This is a genomic window from Streptomyces sp. NPDC058335 (assembly GCF_042723915.1).
Taxonomy (GTDB): Bacteria; Actinomycetota; Actinomycetes; order Streptomycetales; family Streptomycetaceae; genus Streptomyces.
The window spans coordinates 279,871-296,722 of the sequence record NZ_JBHXHX010000003.1; the positions used below are offsets into that span (position 1 = coordinate 279,871).

20 protein-coding genes and 5 tRNA genes are annotated in these 16,852 nt (G+C 70.8%); 17 read left to right on the forward strand and 8 right to left on the reverse strand.

Going from position 1 to position 16,852, the window contains the following annotated elements; translation table 11 throughout:
* The first annotated feature begins 61 nt into the window (after positions 1-61).
* The 6 genes from ACFWJX_RS07070 (at position 62) to ACFWJX_RS07095 (ending at position 1,413) form a co-directional block, all read left to right on the forward strand.
* The gene (locus ACFWJX_RS07070; RefSeq protein WP_383238016.1) at positions 62-793 is read left to right on the forward strand and encodes an HAD family hydrolase; all 732 of its coding nucleotides are present in this window, start codon (positions 62-64) and stop codon (positions 791-793) included.
* Between the two features lie 91 nt (positions 794-884).
* Positions 885-956 (forward strand) — tRNA-Gln (locus ACFWJX_RS07075).
* Positions 957-1,012: 56 nt separating this feature from the next.
* A tRNA-Glu gene (locus ACFWJX_RS07080) sits at positions 1,013-1,085 on the forward strand.
* 62 nt (positions 1,086-1,147) lie between these two features.
* A tRNA-Glu gene (locus ACFWJX_RS07085) sits at positions 1,148-1,220 on the forward strand.
* A 20-nt stretch (positions 1,221-1,240) separates the two neighbouring features.
* Positions 1,241-1,312: transfer RNA gene (locus ACFWJX_RS07090), tRNA-Gln, on the forward strand.
* 28 nt (positions 1,313-1,340) lie between these two features.
* A tRNA-Glu gene (locus ACFWJX_RS07095) sits at positions 1,341-1,413 on the forward strand.
* Positions 1,414-1,482: 69 nt separating this feature from the next.
* On the opposite strand, the gene ACFWJX_RS07100 is transcribed toward ACFWJX_RS07095, so the two are convergent.
* Positions 1,483-2,127: a MerR family transcriptional regulator gene (locus ACFWJX_RS07100; RefSeq protein ID WP_383238019.1), complete on the reverse strand. Its 645-nt coding sequence runs from the start codon at positions 2,125-2,127 to the stop codon at positions 1,483-1,485.
* Positions 2,128-2,219: 92 nt separating this feature from the next.
* Between ACFWJX_RS07100 and ACFWJX_RS07105 the strand changes: the two genes are divergently transcribed.
* Positions 2,220-2,723, forward strand: coding sequence for a DUF4188 domain-containing protein (locus ACFWJX_RS07105; RefSeq protein ID WP_383238474.1), 504 nt, complete (start codon positions 2,220-2,222; stop codon positions 2,721-2,723).
* Between the two features lie 82 nt (positions 2,724-2,805).
* Here the strand turns inward: ACFWJX_RS07105 and ndgR are convergent, their stop codons facing one another.
* Complete coding sequence (gene ndgR / locus ACFWJX_RS07110; RefSeq protein ID WP_028806673.1) at positions 2,806-3,522, reverse strand: IclR family transcriptional regulator NdgR; 717 nt, start codon at positions 3,520-3,522, stop codon at positions 2,806-2,808.
* A 207-nt stretch (positions 3,523-3,729) separates the two neighbouring features.
* On the opposite strand from ndgR, the gene leuC reads away from it, so the two are divergent.
* From leuC to ACFWJX_RS07130, 4 genes are all read left to right on the forward strand, one after another.
* Positions 3,730-5,160, forward strand: coding sequence for a 3-isopropylmalate dehydratase large subunit (gene leuC, locus ACFWJX_RS07115; RefSeq protein ID WP_383238022.1), 1,431 nt, complete (start codon positions 3,730-3,732; stop codon positions 5,158-5,160).
* Positions 5,161-5,166: 6 nt separating this feature from the next.
* Complete coding sequence (gene leuD, locus ACFWJX_RS07120) at positions 5,167-5,760, forward strand: 3-isopropylmalate dehydratase small subunit (RefSeq protein WP_383238025.1); 594 nt, start codon at positions 5,167-5,169, stop codon at positions 5,758-5,760.
* A 350-nt stretch (positions 5,761-6,110) separates the two neighbouring features.
* Positions 6,111-6,341, forward strand: a complete 231-nt coding sequence (locus tag ACFWJX_RS07125; RefSeq protein ID WP_383238028.1) for a hypothetical protein — start codon at positions 6,111-6,113, stop codon at positions 6,339-6,341.
* Between the two features lie 137 nt (positions 6,342-6,478).
* Positions 6,479-7,144 (forward strand): HU family DNA-binding protein, encoded by a 666-nt coding sequence (locus ACFWJX_RS07130; protein ID WP_383238031.1) that lies wholly within the window; start codon positions 6,479-6,481, stop codon positions 7,142-7,144.
* A gap of 78 nt (positions 7,145-7,222) precedes the next feature.
* Here the strand turns inward: ACFWJX_RS07130 and ACFWJX_RS07135 are convergent, their stop codons facing one another.
* Both ACFWJX_RS07135 and cofC read right to left on the reverse strand, forming a co-directional pair.
* Positions 7,223-7,426 (reverse strand): hypothetical protein, encoded by a 204-nt coding sequence (locus ACFWJX_RS07135; RefSeq protein ID WP_383238034.1) that lies wholly within the window; start codon positions 7,424-7,426, stop codon positions 7,223-7,225.
* 10 nt (positions 7,427-7,436) lie between these two features.
* A complete protein-coding gene (gene cofC / locus ACFWJX_RS07140; RefSeq protein WP_383238037.1) occupies positions 7,437-8,075 on the reverse strand; it encodes a 2-phospho-L-lactate guanylyltransferase in 639 nt (212 codons plus the stop codon).
* Positions 8,076-8,237: 162 nt separating this feature from the next.
* On the opposite strand from cofC, the gene ACFWJX_RS07145 reads away from it, so the two are divergent.
* The 3 genes from ACFWJX_RS07145 to ACFWJX_RS07155 are packed head-to-tail and all read left to right on the forward strand — an operon-like array spanning position 8,238 to position 11,253.
* On the forward strand, positions 8,238-9,029 hold the full coding sequence (locus ACFWJX_RS07145; protein WP_383238040.1) for a lysophospholipid acyltransferase family protein: 792 nt from the start codon (positions 8,238-8,240) through the stop codon (positions 9,027-9,029).
* Complete coding sequence (locus tag ACFWJX_RS07150; protein WP_383238043.1) at positions 9,026-10,036, forward strand: NAD(P)H-dependent glycerol-3-phosphate dehydrogenase; 1,011 nt, start codon at positions 9,026-9,028, stop codon at positions 10,034-10,036. The genes ACFWJX_RS07145 and ACFWJX_RS07150 overlap by 4 nt, the downstream gene beginning before the upstream one ends.
* A gap of 59 nt (positions 10,037-10,095) precedes the next feature.
* On the forward strand, positions 10,096-11,253 hold the full coding sequence (locus ACFWJX_RS07155) for a D-alanine--D-alanine ligase family protein (protein WP_383238045.1): 1,158 nt from the start codon (positions 10,096-10,098) through the stop codon (positions 11,251-11,253).
* 11 nt (positions 11,254-11,264) lie between these two features.
* Here ACFWJX_RS07155 and ACFWJX_RS07160 read toward each other — a convergent pair whose 3' ends face one another.
* Both ACFWJX_RS07160 and ACFWJX_RS07165 read right to left on the reverse strand, forming a co-directional pair.
* Positions 11,265-11,774 carry a DUF3515 domain-containing protein gene (locus ACFWJX_RS07160; protein WP_383238047.1) on the reverse strand — a complete coding sequence of 170 codons (510 nt, stop codon included), beginning with the start codon at positions 11,772-11,774 and terminating at the stop codon, positions 11,265-11,267.
* A 20-nt stretch (positions 11,775-11,794) separates the two neighbouring features.
* Positions 11,795-12,028 carry an Lrp/AsnC family transcriptional regulator gene (locus tag ACFWJX_RS07165; RefSeq protein WP_073491184.1) on the reverse strand — a complete coding sequence of 78 codons (234 nt, stop codon included), beginning with the start codon at positions 12,026-12,028 and terminating at the stop codon, positions 11,795-11,797.
* 206 nt (positions 12,029-12,234) lie between these two features.
* Between ACFWJX_RS07165 and ACFWJX_RS07170 the strand changes: the two genes are divergently transcribed.
* Together ACFWJX_RS07170 and thiD are read left to right on the forward strand one after the other, a co-directional pair.
* Positions 12,235-13,200 carry a thiamine-phosphate kinase gene (locus tag ACFWJX_RS07170; protein WP_383238050.1) on the forward strand — a complete coding sequence of 322 codons (966 nt, stop codon included), beginning with the start codon at positions 12,235-12,237 and terminating at the stop codon, positions 13,198-13,200.
* Positions 13,170-14,021, forward strand: a complete 852-nt coding sequence (gene thiD, locus ACFWJX_RS07175; protein WP_383238477.1) for a bifunctional hydroxymethylpyrimidine kinase/phosphomethylpyrimidine kinase — start codon at positions 13,170-13,172, stop codon at positions 14,019-14,021. Before ACFWJX_RS07170 ends, thiD begins: the two co-directional genes overlap by 31 nt.
* Here thiD and ACFWJX_RS07180 read toward each other — a convergent pair.
* Both ACFWJX_RS07180 and rpmB read right to left on the reverse strand, forming a co-directional pair.
* Positions 13,993-14,388 carry a hypothetical protein gene (locus ACFWJX_RS07180; RefSeq protein ID WP_383238053.1) on the reverse strand — a complete coding sequence of 132 codons (396 nt, stop codon included), beginning with the start codon at positions 14,386-14,388 and terminating at the stop codon, positions 13,993-13,995. The two genes, thiD and ACFWJX_RS07180, sit on opposite strands and share 29 nt — an antisense overlap.
* 291 nt (positions 14,389-14,679) lie before the next feature.
* Entirely contained in the window at positions 14,680-14,865 is a 186-nt protein-coding gene (gene rpmB, locus ACFWJX_RS07185; protein ID WP_073491182.1) for a 50S ribosomal protein L28, read from the reverse strand.
* Between the two features lie 253 nt (positions 14,866-15,118).
* Here rpmB and ACFWJX_RS07190 point away from each other — a divergent pair, with 253 nt between their 5' ends.
* A complete protein-coding gene (locus tag ACFWJX_RS07190) occupies positions 15,119-16,828 on the forward strand; it encodes a DAK2 domain-containing protein (protein WP_383238480.1) in 1,710 nt (569 codons plus the stop codon).
* Positions 16,829-16,852: the final 24 nt, after the last annotated feature.

Below are 16,852 nucleotides of genomic sequence, written 5' to 3' on the forward strand. Positions count from 1 at the left end.
ACGCTGCGTACATCGGGGGATGACCCCCGAACCCCCAGCCGGTCCGGGTACCGTCGGCTGCATGCCGATCACAGCCGTCGTCTGGGACGTGGACGACACCCTCTTCGACTACACGACCGCCGATCGCGAGGGCATGCGCAGCTATCTCATGGCGGAAGGCCTCCTCGACCGGTACGGCACCGCCGAGCGGGCGTTGGAGCGCTGGCGGGAGGCCACCGAACAGCAGTGGGCGCGCTTCTCCGCCGGCGGTCTGACCTTCGAGGAGCAGCGCCGCGACCGGGTCCGGGCCTTCCTGGAGCGGGAGATGACCGACGCCGAGGCAGAGGCCTGGTTCCAGCGCTACCTCGTGCACTACGAGACCGCCTGGGCCCTCTTCCCCGACGTGCTGCCCGTCCTGGACGCCCTCGCCGCCAGCCATCGGCACTCGGTGCTCTCCAACTCCAGCATCCACGTCCAGGACCACAAGCTCCGCGTCCTCGGCGTCCACGACCGCTTCGAGTCCATCCTGTGCGCGGCCGAGCTGGGCGTCTCCAAGCCCGAGGCCGGGGCCTTCCTCGCGGCCTGCGAGGCCCTCGGCCTGCCCCCGCACGAGGTGGCGTACGTCGGCGACCATCCGGAGATCGACGGCCGGGGCGCGGCGGAGGCCGGACTGCTCTCGGTGTGGATCGACCGCCACGGCGGCACGGCCACCGTCGATCTCCCGTCCGGACGGCACCGGATCGTCACCCTGGCCGAACTGCCCGCGCTCCTCGGCGCCGATACCCGTTTTGGAGCGCAGTCCACCTTCGGGTAATGTTCTTCCTGCGCCGCCGGGGAGCGGGCCGAAAGGCCGGGCCCCGGGGGAGCGAACTAGAACAAGATCCCCTCAGGGGCTTGCGTTCCAGTGGCCTATGGTGTAATTGGCAGCACGACTGATTCTGGTTCAGTTAGTCTTGGTTCGAGTCCAGGTAGGCCAGCTCGCAGATGCTTTGAGATCCAGCACAGTATCTGCGCCGCGGATGTCATCCGCAAAGCCCCCGTTGTGTAGCGGCCTAGCACGCTGCCCTCTCAAGGCAGTAGCGCCGGTTCGAATCCGGTCGGGGGTACAGATCCTTCCCGCGGGAACAGTCCGGGTCGCACCCGTTGTTGTCGATGCAGGATCGCTAGGGCCCCCGTTGTGTAGCGGCCTAGCACGCCGCCCTCTCAAGGCGGTAGCGCCGGTTCGAATCCGGTCGGGGGTACGAATTGGTCTAAACCATATTGGTCTATGGTGTAATTGGCAACACTACGGTTTCTGGTACCGTCATTCTTGGTTCGAGTCCAGGTAGACCAGCTCTGACCTGCGGAAACGCAGAGTCCAGGCCCCCGTTGTGTAGCGGCCTAGCACGCCGCCCTCTCAAGGCGGTAGCGCCGGTTCGAATCCGGTCGGGGGTACGCATCAGGGAAGGCCCTCCACTTCGGTGGAGGGCCTTCGCCGTTTCCCGACGCCGACGCGCATACGGCTCACTCGAAGCCGTACCGCCGTGCCGACTCCTCCTCCTGGGCCAGCCGGTGCAGTGCCTGGAGCATCGGCTCGACCAGGATCGTGCCCAGCACCGCCGTCTCGACCCGCTCCGCCTCCGTCTCCCGCGTCTCCACGAAGTCCAGGTCGAGGACGGCCGCGCGGTGCATCAACCGGGCGTAGGAAACGAGGAGTTCGGCGTCCCAGTCGTAGTCGAGCCGGCGCATCGCGGCCACCGCCACCACCAGCGAGCGGTAGGCGGGCGAGATGCTGGTGAGCAGTTCGGCGTTCCGCCAGCCCAGGGTCCGCAGGAGTTCGCTCGCCTCGCGCTGGGCGGCCCGGAGGTACTCGTCGTCCGTGTCCGGCTCGGGAACGTGCGGCAGGGCCCAGAGGGCCGCGCCGAGGCGGACCGTGCGGCCCAGGGAGTCGTCGTCGACGTGCCCGAGGACCTCCCGGACCGTGGCCACCGGCACCCTGCCCACCTGGATCATCGCCCGTACCAGCCGCAGCCGGCGCAGATGCTCCTCGTCGTACTCGGCGGTCGTCGCGTTGACCTGGCGACCGGGCCGCAGGAGTCCCTCGCGCAGGTAGTACTTGATCGTCGCGGTGGACACCCCGCTGCGTTTGCTCAGTTCGGCCAGTCGCATCCCTTGCGGCCCTCCTTGGTCAGCGGGACTATCCAAGCATGAGCGACTTGGAGAGCGCCGCTGACCGACCGGAGACCGACGAGGGGGAGAACATGTCCGGCAAGCCCGCCGCCAGCCGCACCACCGCCGACGCCCACGGTGACGTGGTCGTCCTGCTCATCGGGATGCGCGTCAACCACTTCTGGGCCGTGCACCAGTGGATGCCGGTCATGCTCGCGATGCTCCGCATGCTGGCCGAGCTGAAGAAGGACCCGAGCCGTGGGCTGCTCTCCCGCGTGCTGCTGACGGCCTCGCCGCGGACGTACTACGTCGTCCAGTACTGGGAGTCCGCGGACAAGCTGTACGCGTACGCGAGCGCGCCGGACGCCTTCCACCACGCCGTGTGGGCACGGGTGAACCGCATGGAGCGGGGCGGCAAGGTGCGGGGGCATGTGGGCATCTGGCACGAGGCGTACGTCGTGCCGGAGGGGCGCTACGAGGCGATCTACGGCGACATGCCGGCGTTCGGACTCGCGGCGGCGCACGGTCAGGTGCCGTTGGGAGAGCGGGGGCGGTCCGCGAAGGACCGGCTGGCCTGGCGCGCCCCGGCGTCGTAGGGACCGGATCCGGGGGGGGGGGGCAGAGCGTGCCGCGGCGTTGAGGCCCGCCCTGTTCCCTGGTTCCCGTCTCCTGCAGACGTCAGCCGGTGCGGCGCAAGGCCTCCGACAGGCGGCCCGCGGCGTCGATGACCGCCTGGGCGTGCATGCGGCCGGGGTGGCGGGTGAGGCGCTCGATGGGGCCGGAGACCGAGACGGCGGCCACCACCCGGTTCGACGGGCCGCGCACCGGTGCGGAGACGGACGCGACGCCCGGCTCCCGCTCGCCGATCGACTGGGCCCAGCCCCGGCGCCGTACGCCCGACAGGGCCGTCGCCGTGAAACGGGCGCCCTGGAGGCCGCGGTGGAGGCGCTCGGGCTCCTCCCAGGCCATCAGGATCTGCGCCGAGGAGCCCGCCTTCATCGTGAGCGTCGAGCCGACCGGGACCGTGTCCCGCAGACCCGACAGGCGCTCCGCCGCGGCGACGCAGATGCGCATGTCGCCCTGGCGGCGGTAGAGCTGGGCGCTCTCGCCCGTGATGTCACGGAGGTGGGTGAGCACCGGGCCGGCGGTCGCGAGGAGGCGGTCCTCGCCGGCCGCCGCGGCCAGTTCGGCCAGGCGCGGGCCGAGAATGAAACGGCCCTGCATGTCCCGCGCCACCATACGGTGGTGTTCCAGAGCCACGGCCAGACGGTGGGCCGTGGGTCGTGCGAGTCCGGTGGCAGCGACCAAGCCTGCGAGGGTGGCCGGACCGGACTCCAGGGCGCTCAGGACAAGGGCTGCCTTGTCCAGAACGCCTACGCCGCTACTGTTGTCCATGAAACGATATTCCCGTCTCACTCTGTGAAACGCAAGTTCAATTTTCCGTGAGACGCGCAACCCTTGGATGCACAGCGGCCCGAGGACCAACGGGCCTGGCGGCGGGTGCCCGGGAAGCAGGGGCGGCCGGTGAGCCGGAGGGGCGCGTTGCCGCCTCCACAAGATCTCTAGTTGGGCCGGCGCAGCTTGCCGGTCGGAGGGAAAGCGATGGGTAGGACACTCGCGGAGAAGGTCTGGGACGACCACGTCGTCCGGCGCGCCGAGGGCGAGCCCGATCTCCTCTTCATCGATCTGCACCTGCTGCACGAGGTGACCAGCCCGCAGGCCTTCGACGGCCTCCGCAAGGGCGGCCGACAGGTGCGCCGCCTCGACCTCACCATCGCGACCGAGGACCACAACACCCCGACCATCGACATCGACAAGCCGATCGCCGACCCGGTCTCGCGCATCCAGCTGGAGACGCTGCGCAAGAACTGCGCCGAGTTCGGCGTACGGCTGCACCCGCTGGGCGACGTCGAGCAGGGCGTCGTGCACGTCGTCGGCCCGCAGCTCGGACTGACCCAGCCCGGCATGACCGTCGTCTGCGGCGACTCCCACACCTCCACGCACGGCGCCTTCGGCGGCCTGGCCTTCGGCATCGGCACCTCGCAGGTCGAGCATGTGCTGGCCACCCAGACGCTGCCGATGGCCCGCCCGAAGACCATGGCGATCACCGTCGACGGCGAACTGCCCGACGGCGTCACCGCCAAGGACCTGATCCTGGCGATCATCGCGAGGATCGGCACCGGCGGCGGCCAGGGCTACGTCCTGGAGTACCGCGGCTCCGCCATCGAGAAGCTCTCGATGGAGGCCCGGATGACCATCTGCAACATGTCGATCGAGGCCGGCGCCCGCGCGGGCATGATCGCCCCCGACGAGACCACCTTCGAGTACCTCAAGGGCCGCCCGCACGCGCCCAAGGGCGAGGACTGGGACGCCGCGGTCGCGTACTGGAAGACGCTGAAGACGGACGCGGACGCCGAGTTCGACGCCGAGGTCGTCATCAAGGCCGGTGAACTGTCGCCGTTCGTCACCTGGGGCACCAACCCGGGCCAGGGCGCACCGCTTTCGGCAACCGTCCCCGACCCCGCTTCGTACGAAGACGCTTCGGAGCGCAACGCCGCCGAAAAGGCCCTGGAATACATGGGGTTGGAGGCCGGACAGCCGCTGCGCTCCATCAAGGTGGACACCGTCTTCGTAGGTTCCTGCACCAACGGGCGGATCGAGGACCTGCGCGCCGCCGCCGAGCTGGTGAAGGGCCGCAAAGTCGCCGACGGCGTACGGATGCTGGTCGTCCCCGGCTCCGCGCGGGTAGGTCTCCAGGCCGTCTCCGAGGGTCTGGACGTCGTCTTCAAGGAGGCCGGCGCCGAGTGGCGGCACGCGGGCTGCTCGATGTGTCTGGGCATGAACCCCGACCAGCTGGCGCCGGGTGAGCGCTCCGCGTCCACCTCCAACCGCAACTTCGAGGGCCGGCAGGGCAAGGGCGGTCGTACGCACCTGGTGTCCCCGCAGGTCGCGGCCGCCACGGCCGTCCTGGGCCACCTGGCCTCCCCGGCCGACCTGTCCGACGCCGAGACCCGTACGCCCGCTGGAGTCTGATCAGTCATGGAAGCATTCACCACGCACACCGGCCGGGCCGTCCCGCTGCGCCGCTCCAACGTCGACACCGACCAGATCATCCCTGCTCACTGGCTCAAGAAGGTCACGCGGGACGGGTTCGAGGACGGGCTGTTCGAGGCCTGGCGCAAGGACGGTTCGTTCATCCTCAACCAGCCCGAGCGCAAGGGTGCGACCGTCCTGGTGGCCGGCCCCGACTTCGGCACCGGGTCCTCCCGCGAGCACGCCGTCTGGGCACTCCAGAACTTCGGCTTCAAGGCCGTGATCTCGTCCCGTTTCGCCGACATCTTCCGCGGCAACTCGCTGAAGAACGGCCTGCTCACGGTGCTTCTGGAGCAGAAGATCGTGGACACGCTGTGGGAGCTGACCGAGCAGGATCCCACCGCCGAGATCACGGTCGACCTCGAGCGGCGCGAGGTGCGCGCCGAGGGCATCACCGCCGCCTTCGAACTCGACGAGAACGCCCGCTGGCGGCTGCTGAACGGGCTGGACGACATCTCCATCACGCTCCAGAACGAGCCCGACATCGCCGCGTACGAGGCCAAGCGGCCGTCGTACAAGCCGAGGACGCTCCAGAACTGATCCACAGCCGTTCCCGGCCTGACCCCGGCCTGACCCCGGCCTGATCCCGGTCTGATCCTGGTCTGACACCCGGCCTCACGCCTGGCCGAAGACGACCGGCTCTGGTCGAGTTTCGGCCACCGCGAATCCCCTCCGTACCCCCGATCGGCCCGATCGGGGGTACGGCCATGTCTGCACCCGTTCGGCCCCGCCGATCTTCGCCGTATCTCCCAACTTCCCACGTTACGACGGTGGTTGCCGGGGTACGCGCCCACCGAGGCGGCGTCCTCCCGAGGTCCCGGGGACCCCGCTCACGGCGCCAGTTGCCCCCTGGGCGGGCGACAACTCGCCCCAGATGGCACAATCTGTGCATGGAACACGACGGCCAACTCGAGCTCTATACGGCGGTCGCGAACCAACTCAAGGAAGCGCACGCAAGAGTGCGCGCACTGCAAGTCCCGGAGGGCGTACGGATGGCGCTGACCCGGAAGCTGCTGGTCATTACGGCCGCGGCCAAGCACGATCTCGCCGACGCGACAAGGCGGCTGGAGCGGTTCATGGCGGACCTCGACGCGGGACGCATCCCCGAAGAGGGGCGTTGATCGCCTCCGGAACAGCCGAGTTCGTTGCGGCACAAGGGTGATTAGCCCGTTTCGTGTTTGATTTGCGGTATATATCTGCCTAACGTGCGAAAACGCTTGAACACTTTCGTTCTGGCAATGTCTCCGAAGGGGAAGACGTGAACAAGGCGCAGCTCGTAGAAGCGATTGCCGACAAGGTGGGCGGCCGACAGCAGGCCGCCGACGCGGTCGACGCGGTCCTGGACGCCATCGTCCGCGCGACCGTCGCCGGGGACAGGGTCTCGGTCACCGGCTTCGGATCGTTCGAGAAGGTCGACCGTCCGGCCCGCTACGCCCGCAACCCCCAGACGGGCGAGCGGGTTCGGGTCAAGAAGACGTCCGTGCCGCGCTTCCGCGCGGGCCAGGGCTTCAAGGACCTGGTGAGCGGCTCGAAGAAGCTCCCGCGCGGCGGCGAGGTCGCCGTCAAGAAGGCCCCCAAGGGCAGCCTCTCCGGCCCGCCCCCCACCATCGCGAAGGCTGCCGGCAAGAAGGCCGCCGCCAAGAAGACCGCGACCGCTTCGAAGACGGCGGCGGCGAGGAAGACGGCGGCCAAGAAGACCACCGCGACGGCGAAGAAGACCGCCGCGAAGTCCACCGCCACGAAGTCCACCGCCACGAAGTCCACGGCCACGAAGTCCGCCGCCAAGAAGACGACGGGCGCCGCCGCGAAGAAGACCACGGCCCAGAAGGCCCCGGCGAAGAAGACGACGTCCAAGTCCGCCCCCGCCGCGAAGTCGACAGCGCGCAAGACCACCGCCAAGAAGACCACCGCCCGCAAGAAGTAGGGGCTCAGGTTCACTCACGCGCCGGGCCGGACTCCCTCTCGGAGTCCGGCCCGCGGCGTTTTCCGGACACCTGCCAGGTCAGAACGTCTGGAGGGTGACCAGCGTGATGCGCCGGGAGTCGCCCTCGCCCTCGGTCTCGATCCGCACCCGCTGTCCGGGGCGCAGCAGCCTCAGCCCGCCCGCGTCGAACGCCGGGGCGTCGAAGGGCACCGGGGTGCCGTCGTCCAACAGCACCTGCCCGCTGCGGGTGCCGGCGTCGTACGTGTATGCGGTGGCCTGCATGACCGGAAGCCTACTGCCCCGGAATCAGCAGGCGCGCGGCCGCGGCGGCCGTTCGTGGACCCACCCCGAGCGCCAGGGCCGCCCGCAGATCCTCGCCGGTGTCCACGTCCTGGCGTACGGAATCCACGGCCGTCGGCCGGAGTTCCACGGCTCCGGAGGCGCGGTGCCGGGCGCGGGAATCGGTGCCGAAAGCGGGAAGCAATTCACGGCCGGGGGCCACCGCGAGAAGAGTTGTACCGATTGCGGCCGCATCGGCGAGAAAAGAGCGGGGGAATTCCGCGGCGGCATCCAGGACGCGGGCCAATTCCGGCGGACGCAGTGCGGGAAGATCGGCGTTGAGTGCGGCCACCGCACCGTCGGGAAGTGTGGCGCGCACCGCGGTCGCCGCATGTGCCAGGGCGGCGTTCAGCCCAGCGCGCGGCTCGTCGGGGACGATGCGCGCGCCGAGCGCCGCGAGTTCGCGCCCGGCCAGCTCGTCGTTCGTGACCACGGCCACATCGCGCACCGCGGCACAGGCCAGCGCGGCCGTCACGGTGTCCACGGCGAAGGCCAGGGCGAGGCCCGGACGCAGCGCGTCGGCGGCGGTGTCCGCGAGCCTGCTCTTGGCCAGCGCCAAAGGCTTCAGGGGGATGACCAAGCTCCACTGCACCGGCGTACCGTCTCTCTCTCGTCGCGGACATTGTCCCCCGGTCCCTCCGGCGCGACCTCGGCCGGGGCGTACGGTGTTCTCGACAGACCGGCGGCCCGGGGCGACACTTGTCCGGCCCCAGGCTCGGAGGAAGTCAGGGAAGTCCTAGAGGAAGGTGTCCGCGTGCCCCGCCGCAGAATCGGCTTCTGGTACCGCTTCGCAGCGGTGCTCTGCAAACCGCCGCTGGTGATTCTGATCAAGCGGGACTGGCGCGGCACGGAGCACATTCCGGCCGAGGGCGGGTTTATCACCGCGGTCAACCACAATTCGCACCTCGACCCCTTCGCATACGCGCACTACCAGTACAACAGCGGACGGGTTCCGCGATTCCTGGCGAAGAGCGGGCTTTTCAGGAAGGGATTCGTCGGCGCCGCGATGCGCGGCACCGGACAGATCCCCGTCTACCGCGAGTCCACGGACGCGCTCAGCGCCTTCCGGGCCGCGATCGACGCGGTGGAGCGCGGCGAATGCGTCGCCTTCTATCCCGAGGGCACCCTGACCCGTGACCCCGACGGCTGGCCGATGACCGCCAAGACCGGGGCCGCGCGCGTCGCCCTCCAGACCAGGTGCCCGGTGATCCCGGTCGCGCAGTGGGGCGTCAACGAACTGCTGCCGCCCTACGCCAAGAAGCCCGACCTGCTTCCGCGCAAGACCCACCACGTCCTGGCGGGCCCGCCCGTGGATCTCTCCCGGTTCTACGACCGGGAGATGACTCCCGAACTGCTGAAGGAGGCGACGGAGGTCATCATGGCCGCCGTCACCCGCCAGCTGGAGGAGATCCGCGGCGAGAAGGCGCCCGACAGACCCTACGACCCGCGCCGTGAGCGGATCGAGCAGCGGCGCCGGACCCAGGCGCAGACCAGCCACGGCAGGTCCCAGGCGCGGACCGGCCACAAGGGGGAGAACAGCAAGTGAGCAAGCCCGTCAAGGCCGCCGTCTTCGGCACCGGTTCCTGGGGTACGGCCTTCGGCACGGTCCTCGCCGACGCGGGCTGCGAGGTGACGCTGTGGGCGCGCCGCGCCCGGCTCGCCGACACGGTCAACTCCACGCGGAGCAACCCGGACTACCTCCCCGGCGTCGAACTCCCGGAGAACCTCCGTGCCACCGCGGACCCCGCCGAGGCCGCCCGCGACGCCGACTTCACCGTCCTCGCCATCCCCTCGCAGACCCTGCGCGACAACCTCGCCGCCTGGCGCCCGCTGCTCGCCCCGGGCACCGTCCTCGTCTCGCTGATGAAGGGCGTCGAACTCGGTACGACCATGCGGATGAGCGAGGTGATCGAGGACGTCGCCGAGGTGGGCCGGGACCGGATCGCCGTGGTCACCGGGCCCAACCTCGCCAAGGAGATCGCCTCGCGCAGGCCGGCCGCGGCCGTGGTCGCCTGCACCGACGAGAGCGTCGCCCAGCGGCTCCAGGCGGCCTGCCACACGCCGTACTTCCGCCCGTACACCAACACCGACGTCGTCGGCTGCGAACTCGGCGGCGCGGTGAAGAACGTCATCGGGCTCGCCGTCGGCATCGCGGACGGCATGGGCCTCGGCGACAACGCCAAGGGCTCGCTGATCACGCGCGGACTCGCCGAGACCACCCGGCTGGGCCTGGCGATGGGCGCCGACCCGCTGACCTTCTCCGGACTCGCGGGCCTCGGCGACCTGGTGGCGACCTGCTCCTCGCCGCTCTCCCGCAACCACACATTCGGCACCAACCTCGGCAGGGGCATGACCCTCCAGGAGACCATCGCGGTCACCAAGCAGACCGCCGAGGGCGTCAAGTCCTGTGAGTCCGTGCTGGATCTGGCCCGCCGGCACGGCGTCGACATGCCCATCACGGAAACCGTCGTCGGGATCGTCCACGAGGGGAAGCCGCCGATGGTCGCCCTCAAGGAGCTGATGTCGCGCAGCGCGAAGCCCGAACGACGCTGAGCGACCCCCCTGAGTCGACGCTGTATCCGCGCCCTACCACCGGGTACTCTCATGCCGATATGAGCACCGAGAACCTTCCCCAGAGCCCTGAGCAGCCGTCTCGTAAGCCGCGTGTGGCCGTCGTGTTCGGCGGACGCAGCTCCGAGCACGGGATCTCCATGGTCACCGCCGGCGCAGTCCTCAAGGCCATCGACCGGACCAAGTACGAGGTCCTGCCGATCGGCATCACCCGGGAAGGCCGGTGGGTGCTCACCGCCGACGAGCCGGAGCGGATGGCGATCACCGAGCGCCGTACTCCGAGCGTCGAGGAACTCGCCGACTCGCAGGAGGGCGCCGTGGTGCTCTCCGTCGACCCCGCGAACCGCGAAGTCGTCTACAGCGAGCCCGGATCGGTGCCCAAGGCCCTCGGTGACGTCGACGTCGTCTTCCCGGTCCTGCACGGCCCCTACGGCGAGGACGGCACCCTCCAGGGACTGCTGGAGCTGTCCGGTGTGCCGTACGTGGGCTCGGGTGTGCTCGCCTCGGCCGTCGGCCAGGACAAGGAGTACATGAAGCGGGTGTTCACCTCCTTCGGGCTGAAGGTCGGCCCGTACGTGGTGATCCGGCCGCGCGAGTGGGAGCGGGACGAGTCTGCCGCCCGCAAGAGGATCGTCGACTTCGCCGGTGAGCACGGCTGGCCCCTGTTCGTGAAGCCCGCGCGCGCGGGTTCCTCGATCGGCATCACCAAGGTCGACGATCTGTCGGGGCTGGACGAGGCCGTCGCCGAGGCACAGCGCCACGACCCGAAGATCCTCGTCGAGGCGGCGCTGCGCGGCCGCGAGATCGAGTGCGGCGTCCTGGAGTTCGAGGACGGGCCGCGTGCCTCCGCGCCGGCCGAGATCCCGCCGCCGGACGCGCACGCGTACTACGACTTCGAGGCCAAGTACATCGACTCGACCCCCGGTCTCGTGCCGGCCCCGCTGACGCCGGAGGAGACCGCGGAGGTCCAGCGGCTCGCGGTGGACGCCTTCGATGCCGCCTCCTGCGAGGGGCTGGTCCGGGCGGACTTCTTCCTCACGGAGGACGGCGAGTTCGTCATCAACGAGATCAACACAATGCCGGGCTTCACGCCGATCTCGATGTACCCGCAGATGTGGCAGGCGAGCGGGATCAGCTATCCGGAACTGGTGGACAGGCTGGTGCAGGCGGCGCTGCGGCGGTCGACGGGCCTGCGCTGAGCCGGACAGTCCTAGTCGGCGATCCCTTCGGGGATCGCCTTCTTGACGGCAGGGGCGAGGTCGACCAGCACTCCGGTGCTGTCCTGTCCCTCAGGCACCGTCACCTCGACGTACGCGCTGCGATTGGCGGTGGTGAAGCGGTACGCTCCGTCGTCCTGCTTCTCCATCAGCCAGTCGACGCCGTTCACACCGCCGGCGACCGCGTCCGGGTCGCCGCCTTCGGCCACCTTGGGGTCGATCATCCTGGGCGGCCGTACGACACCGCAGCGCAGTATGATCGCCGGGCTTCCCCAGCCCGCCGTCAGTGCGGACGCGGGCTCGGGATCCTCGCGGTCCAGACCGTCCAGTTTCGTCGGCAGCGCCTTGTCCAGGTTCCGGCACAGCTTCGTGACCTTCGTACTCGGACCGGGAACCGCCGTCGACGCACTGTCGTCTGCTGAGGAGCAGCCCGCGACCGTGATCAGCACGGCAAGCGCGGGCGGCCCGACGAGGATGCGGTACCGGTGACGGAAGAAGTTCACCGGCCAAGGGTAGACGGGGGCTACAGATGCACCACCGGGCAGGTCAGGGTGCGGGTGATCCCGTCCACCTGCTGGACCTTGGCGACCACCATGCGACCGAGGTCGTCGACCGTGTCGGCCTGGGCCCGCACGATCACGTCGTAGGGACCTGTGACGTCCTCGGCCTGGACGATCCCAGGGATCTTGCTGATCGTCTCGGCGACGGTCGACGCTTTGCCGACCTCCGTCTGGATCAGGATGTACGCCTGTACCACGGAACCTCCAGGGCGGCCACGAGGATCATGTGGGGAAAAGGAACGCCACGGTATCGCGTCGCCGCTCGCCGCGGGGAGACCTGCGGGGACCGCGGCTCGCGCGCCGGGGTGCAGGCACGACCGAAGTTGACGGTTGTCTCGACCGTATCGAGGACACTGGTGACGCGCGACCGGGCACGGACAGGGACAGAAGGGGAGCTGGGGCGATGAAGGGCACTGTTGGTGAGCTCGGGGAGTTCGGGCTCATCAGGGAGCTCACCTCCCGTCTCACCACCACATCGGCGGTCCGGGTCGGACCCGGTGACGACGCCGCGGTGGTGGCCGCGCCCGACCGCCGGGTCGTGGCGAGCACCGACATCCTGCTGGAGGGCCGGCACTTCCGCCGGGACTGGTCCACCGCCTACGACGTCGGCCGCAAGGCCGCCGCCCAGAACCTCGCCGACATCGCCGCGATGGGCGCCGTGCCGACCGCACTGCTCCTCGGCCTCGTCGTGCCCGGCGAGCTGCCGGTCACCTGGCCCACCGAGCTGATGGACGGCCTGCGCGACGAGTGCCAGGTGGCCGGCGCCTCGGTGGTCGGCGGCGATGTCGTACGCGGCGACACGATCATGGTGTCGATCACCGCGCTCGGTGATCTGCGCAACCAGGAGCCGATCACCCGTTCCGGCGCCCAGCCGGGGGACATCGTCGCGGTGACCGGCTGGCTGGGCTGGTCCGCCGCCGGGTACGCGGTCCTCTCCCGCGGATTCCGCTCGCCCCGCGCCTTCGTCGAGGCCCACCGCCGCCCCGAGCCGCCGTACCACGCCGGTCCCGCGGCCGCCGCGTTGGGCGCGACCTCGATGTGCGACGTGAGCGACGGGCTGATCGCCGACCTGGGGCACATCGCCGAGGCCAGCAAGGTCCGCATCGACATCCGCTCCGGCGCGATCGACGTGCCCACCCAGATGTACGACATCGGGCAGGCCGTCGGCGTCGATCCCATCCAGTGGGTGCTGACCGGCGGAGAGGACCACGCGATCGTGGCGACCTTCCCGCCGGACGTGAAGCTCCCGGCCCGCTGGAAGGTGATCGGCGAGGTCCTCAACCCGTCCGCCCTGCCCCAGGTGACGGTCGACGGGGCGCCCTGGACCAGCAAGGGCGGCTGGGACCACTTCGGGGACGTGGAGTCGTGATACCCCCGAGGGTGCTGACGGTGGCCGGCTCCGACTCCGGCGGCGGCGCGGGTATCCAGGCCGACCTCAAGACGATGCTCGCGCTCGGCACGCACGGCATGAGCGTGATCACCGCCGTCACCGCGCAGAACTCCGTGGGCGTACAAGGCGCTTGGGAGCTGCCCGTGGAGGCGGTGCGCGCCCAGTACCGCAGCGTCGTCGACGACATCGGCGTCCAGGCCGTGAAGACCGGGATGCTGTCCTCCGCCGAACTCGTCGAAGCGGTCGCCGAGTTGATCGCCGACACGGACGCGCCGGTGGTCGTCGACCCGGTCGGCGTCTCCAAGCACGGCGACCCGCTGCTGGCCGCCTCGGCCCTCGACTCCGTCCGCACCAAGCTGCTGCCGGCCGCCACCGTCGCCACGCCCAACCTCGACGAGGTGGCCCAACTGACCGGCGTACGCGTCGAGTCGGAGCGCGAACTGGGGCGGGCCGCGGCGGCCGTCCTGGCGTACGGGCCGCGCTGGGTGCTGATCAAGGGCGGTCATCTGCCCGGCGACGCCGTCGATCTGCTCACCGACGGCTCCGAGGAGTACTGGCTGCGCGCGCCCCGGCACGACAACCGGCACACGCACGGCACGGGCTGCACCCTCGCGTCGGCGATCGCGGCACAGCTTGCGAAGGGGGAGACGGTGCCGGAGGCGGTGGCGGCGGCCAAGGAGTACGTCACCGGGGCGATCGCCGCCGGCTTCGCACTCGGCGGTGGGATCGGGCCCGTGGACCACGGCTGGAGGCTCGGGCGGGCGCGGGACCTCACGCCGCCGGGTACTCCCGGAGCCTGATGTCCGTCGCCGCCCGCTCCGTGAGCTTCTTGCAGAAGTCCGCCAGCAGGCGGGAGCTGAGCAGCCGGTACGTCCGGTCGTGGGTGCGGACGCGCCGCTCGGCCGGCGGGGTCGAACGGGTCCGCGTTGCCCGAGATCTGCTGGCAGTCCTGGCGAAGTCCCGGATCCGCGTCTCGTACTCGGCCAACGCCGTACGGTCGCCGCCCGCCGGCGCCGGCTCACCGGCCAGGGACGTACGCGCCCACGCCCCTCTCGCCGTGCCGCCCATCGTCGCGCCGTACCCGGTGTCCCCGAGGAGGGCCACCCGGCCCTTCGTGAGGCGTTCGACGTGGATCTGGGCGACCGCGTCGAAGTACCGGTCGTCCACGTCCCCAAGAGCCCTGTGGACGTTCGGCCTACCCGCCGGCCCTCGGTCGGACGGTCGGCGGAGACGCTGTGCCCGGCGGCGAGGGGGGTGCCGTCGTCCGTGCGGAGAGCGAGGGAGCCCAGGACGCCGACGCGCATGGGCCGGGTTCTGGCGGGTCGGGGCGGTCGTTCTGCGGGCATGGCAGAAAGCCGGCCCACCACAGGTGGACCGGCTTTGTGCAGCAACCAGCAGTGGCCGCGCGCGATGGAGGTCCCCCCGTCTCGAGCGAAGCCGAGAGGTGGGGGATATGCGTCAGCGCGAGACCTTGCCGGCCTTGATGCACGAGGTGCAAGCGTTCACGCGCTTCGGCGTCCCACCGACCACGGTACGCACGCGCTGGATGTTCGGGTTCCAGCGACGGGGCGTACGACGGTGGGAGTGCGAGATGCTATTGCCGAAGCCCGGCCCCTTGCCGCAGACGTCGCAGTTGGCAGCCACCGGTCACTCCAAAGACTTCAGATGCACTTACGGTTGATCCCGGCATGCCGGGATCAAGATCGTGGGATCGAAATCTGAGTGGCGCTGCCGGGGGGATGGCCCGATGGGATCGGGCAACCGGAGCAGCATACAACGGCTGCGCCAGTACAACGAAACTACCATGGCTGGTCAGGGCCCGGCCCCGGCCCTCTACCGGTGGAACCCCGCCCACGGTCTACGCTGCGTCCCAGTCCAGCAGCTCAGGGAGGCGCAGGTGCCGCAGGTGCCGCAGACATTCTTCGATGCTCTCGCGGTGCGCACCTGGTGTGGTCTCGCGCTCCGGGCGCTGGGACGCGCGCGTGAGGAGATCGACGCGATCAACGTGTATCCGGTCGCCGACGGGGACACCGGAACCAACCTCTACCTGACCGTGGAGTCCGCCGCTACCGCCGTCGAGGCGGTGTTCGCCGGCCACGCGGCAGGCTCCGGGCCCGACGGCACCCCTTCCCTCGCCGATGCCGCGCGCGCGATGGCGCACGGAGCGCTCATAGGCGCGCGCGGGAACTCCGGGACGATCCTGGCGCAGTTGCTGCGCGGCATGGCCCAGGTGCTCGCCGCCGAGGGGGAGAGCCCTCGCACCGACGCGGAGGGGCTGCGCCTGGCGCTGCGGCAAGCCGCCGACTCCGCCCGCCGGGCCGTGGCCCACCCGGTCGAGGGCACGGTCCTGTCGGTCGCCTCGGCCGCCGCCGACGCGGCGGGAGGGGCTGAGGGGGACTGCGGGACGGTCGCGAAGGCCGCCTACCGGGGCGCTTGCACGGCACTCGCCGCGACGCCGGGCCAGCTGGCCGTCCTGGCGCGTGCCGGGGTGGTGGACGCGGGCGGGCGGGGGCTGGTGGCGGTGCTCGCGGCGCTGGTGGAGACGTTCACGGGGGAGATGCCGGCCTCCGAGCAGGGTGGCCGTGCTTCCGTGGGCGGCTCGGTGGGCGCCTCCGTGGACGTCCACGCGGCCGGGCTCCCCGCGAGCGAGGAGGAGTGTGCCGACGACGGCCCCGGGAGCGGCGGGCCCGCCTTCGAGGTGATCTACCTGCTGGAGGCCGAGGACGCGGCCGTCGACCGGCTGCGGCAGCGGCTCGACGCGCTGGGGGACTCCCTCGTCGTGGTGGGCGGCGACGGGCTGTGGAACGTGCATGTGCACGTGGACGACGCCGGCGCCGCCGTGGAGGCGGGCGTCGAGGCCGGCCGGCCGTACCGGATCCGCGTCACGCACTTCGGAGCCGACGACGTGCACGCACGCGGGGGCGAGCGTCCGCCCCGCGAGCGCGTCCAGCGGGCGGTCGTCGCCGTCGTACCCGGCGAGGGACTGGCCGGTCTGTACACCGAGGCCGGCGCGACCACCGTGCTCGCGCGCCCCGGGGAGCCGCCCGCCAGCGGGGAGCTGGTCCAGGCCGTGCGGCGGGCCCACGCGCGCGAGGTCGTACTGCTGCCCAACGACGCCGACCTGCGTCACACCGCGGCCGCGGCGGCCGAGCAGGCCCGCGCGGAGGGCATCCGGGTGGCCCTGATCCCGACCCGTTCCGCGGTCCAGGGGATCGCCGCGCTCGCCGTGTACGAACCGGCCCGCCGCTTCGACGAGGACGTCGTCTCGATGACCTCGGCGGCCGGCGCCACCCGCTACGCCGAGGTCACCGTCGCCGAACGGCAGTCCTGGACCATGGCCGGCATCTGTCAGGCCGGCGACGTCCTCGGCCTCATCGACGGCGACGTGGCCGTCATCGGCGCCGACGTCACCGCCACCGCCGAGACCGTCCTGGACCGCATGCTGGCGGCCGGCGGCGAACTCGTCACCCTCGTACTCGGCGACGAGGCTCCCGAAGGCGTCGCCGAGCGCCTGGAGGCGCGGGTGCGGGAGGCGTACCTCGCCGTCGACACGGTGGTCTACCACGGGGGACGGCAAGGCGCGCTGCTGCTCATCGGGGTGGAGTGACGGTCGACCCCGGACGCGGTGATC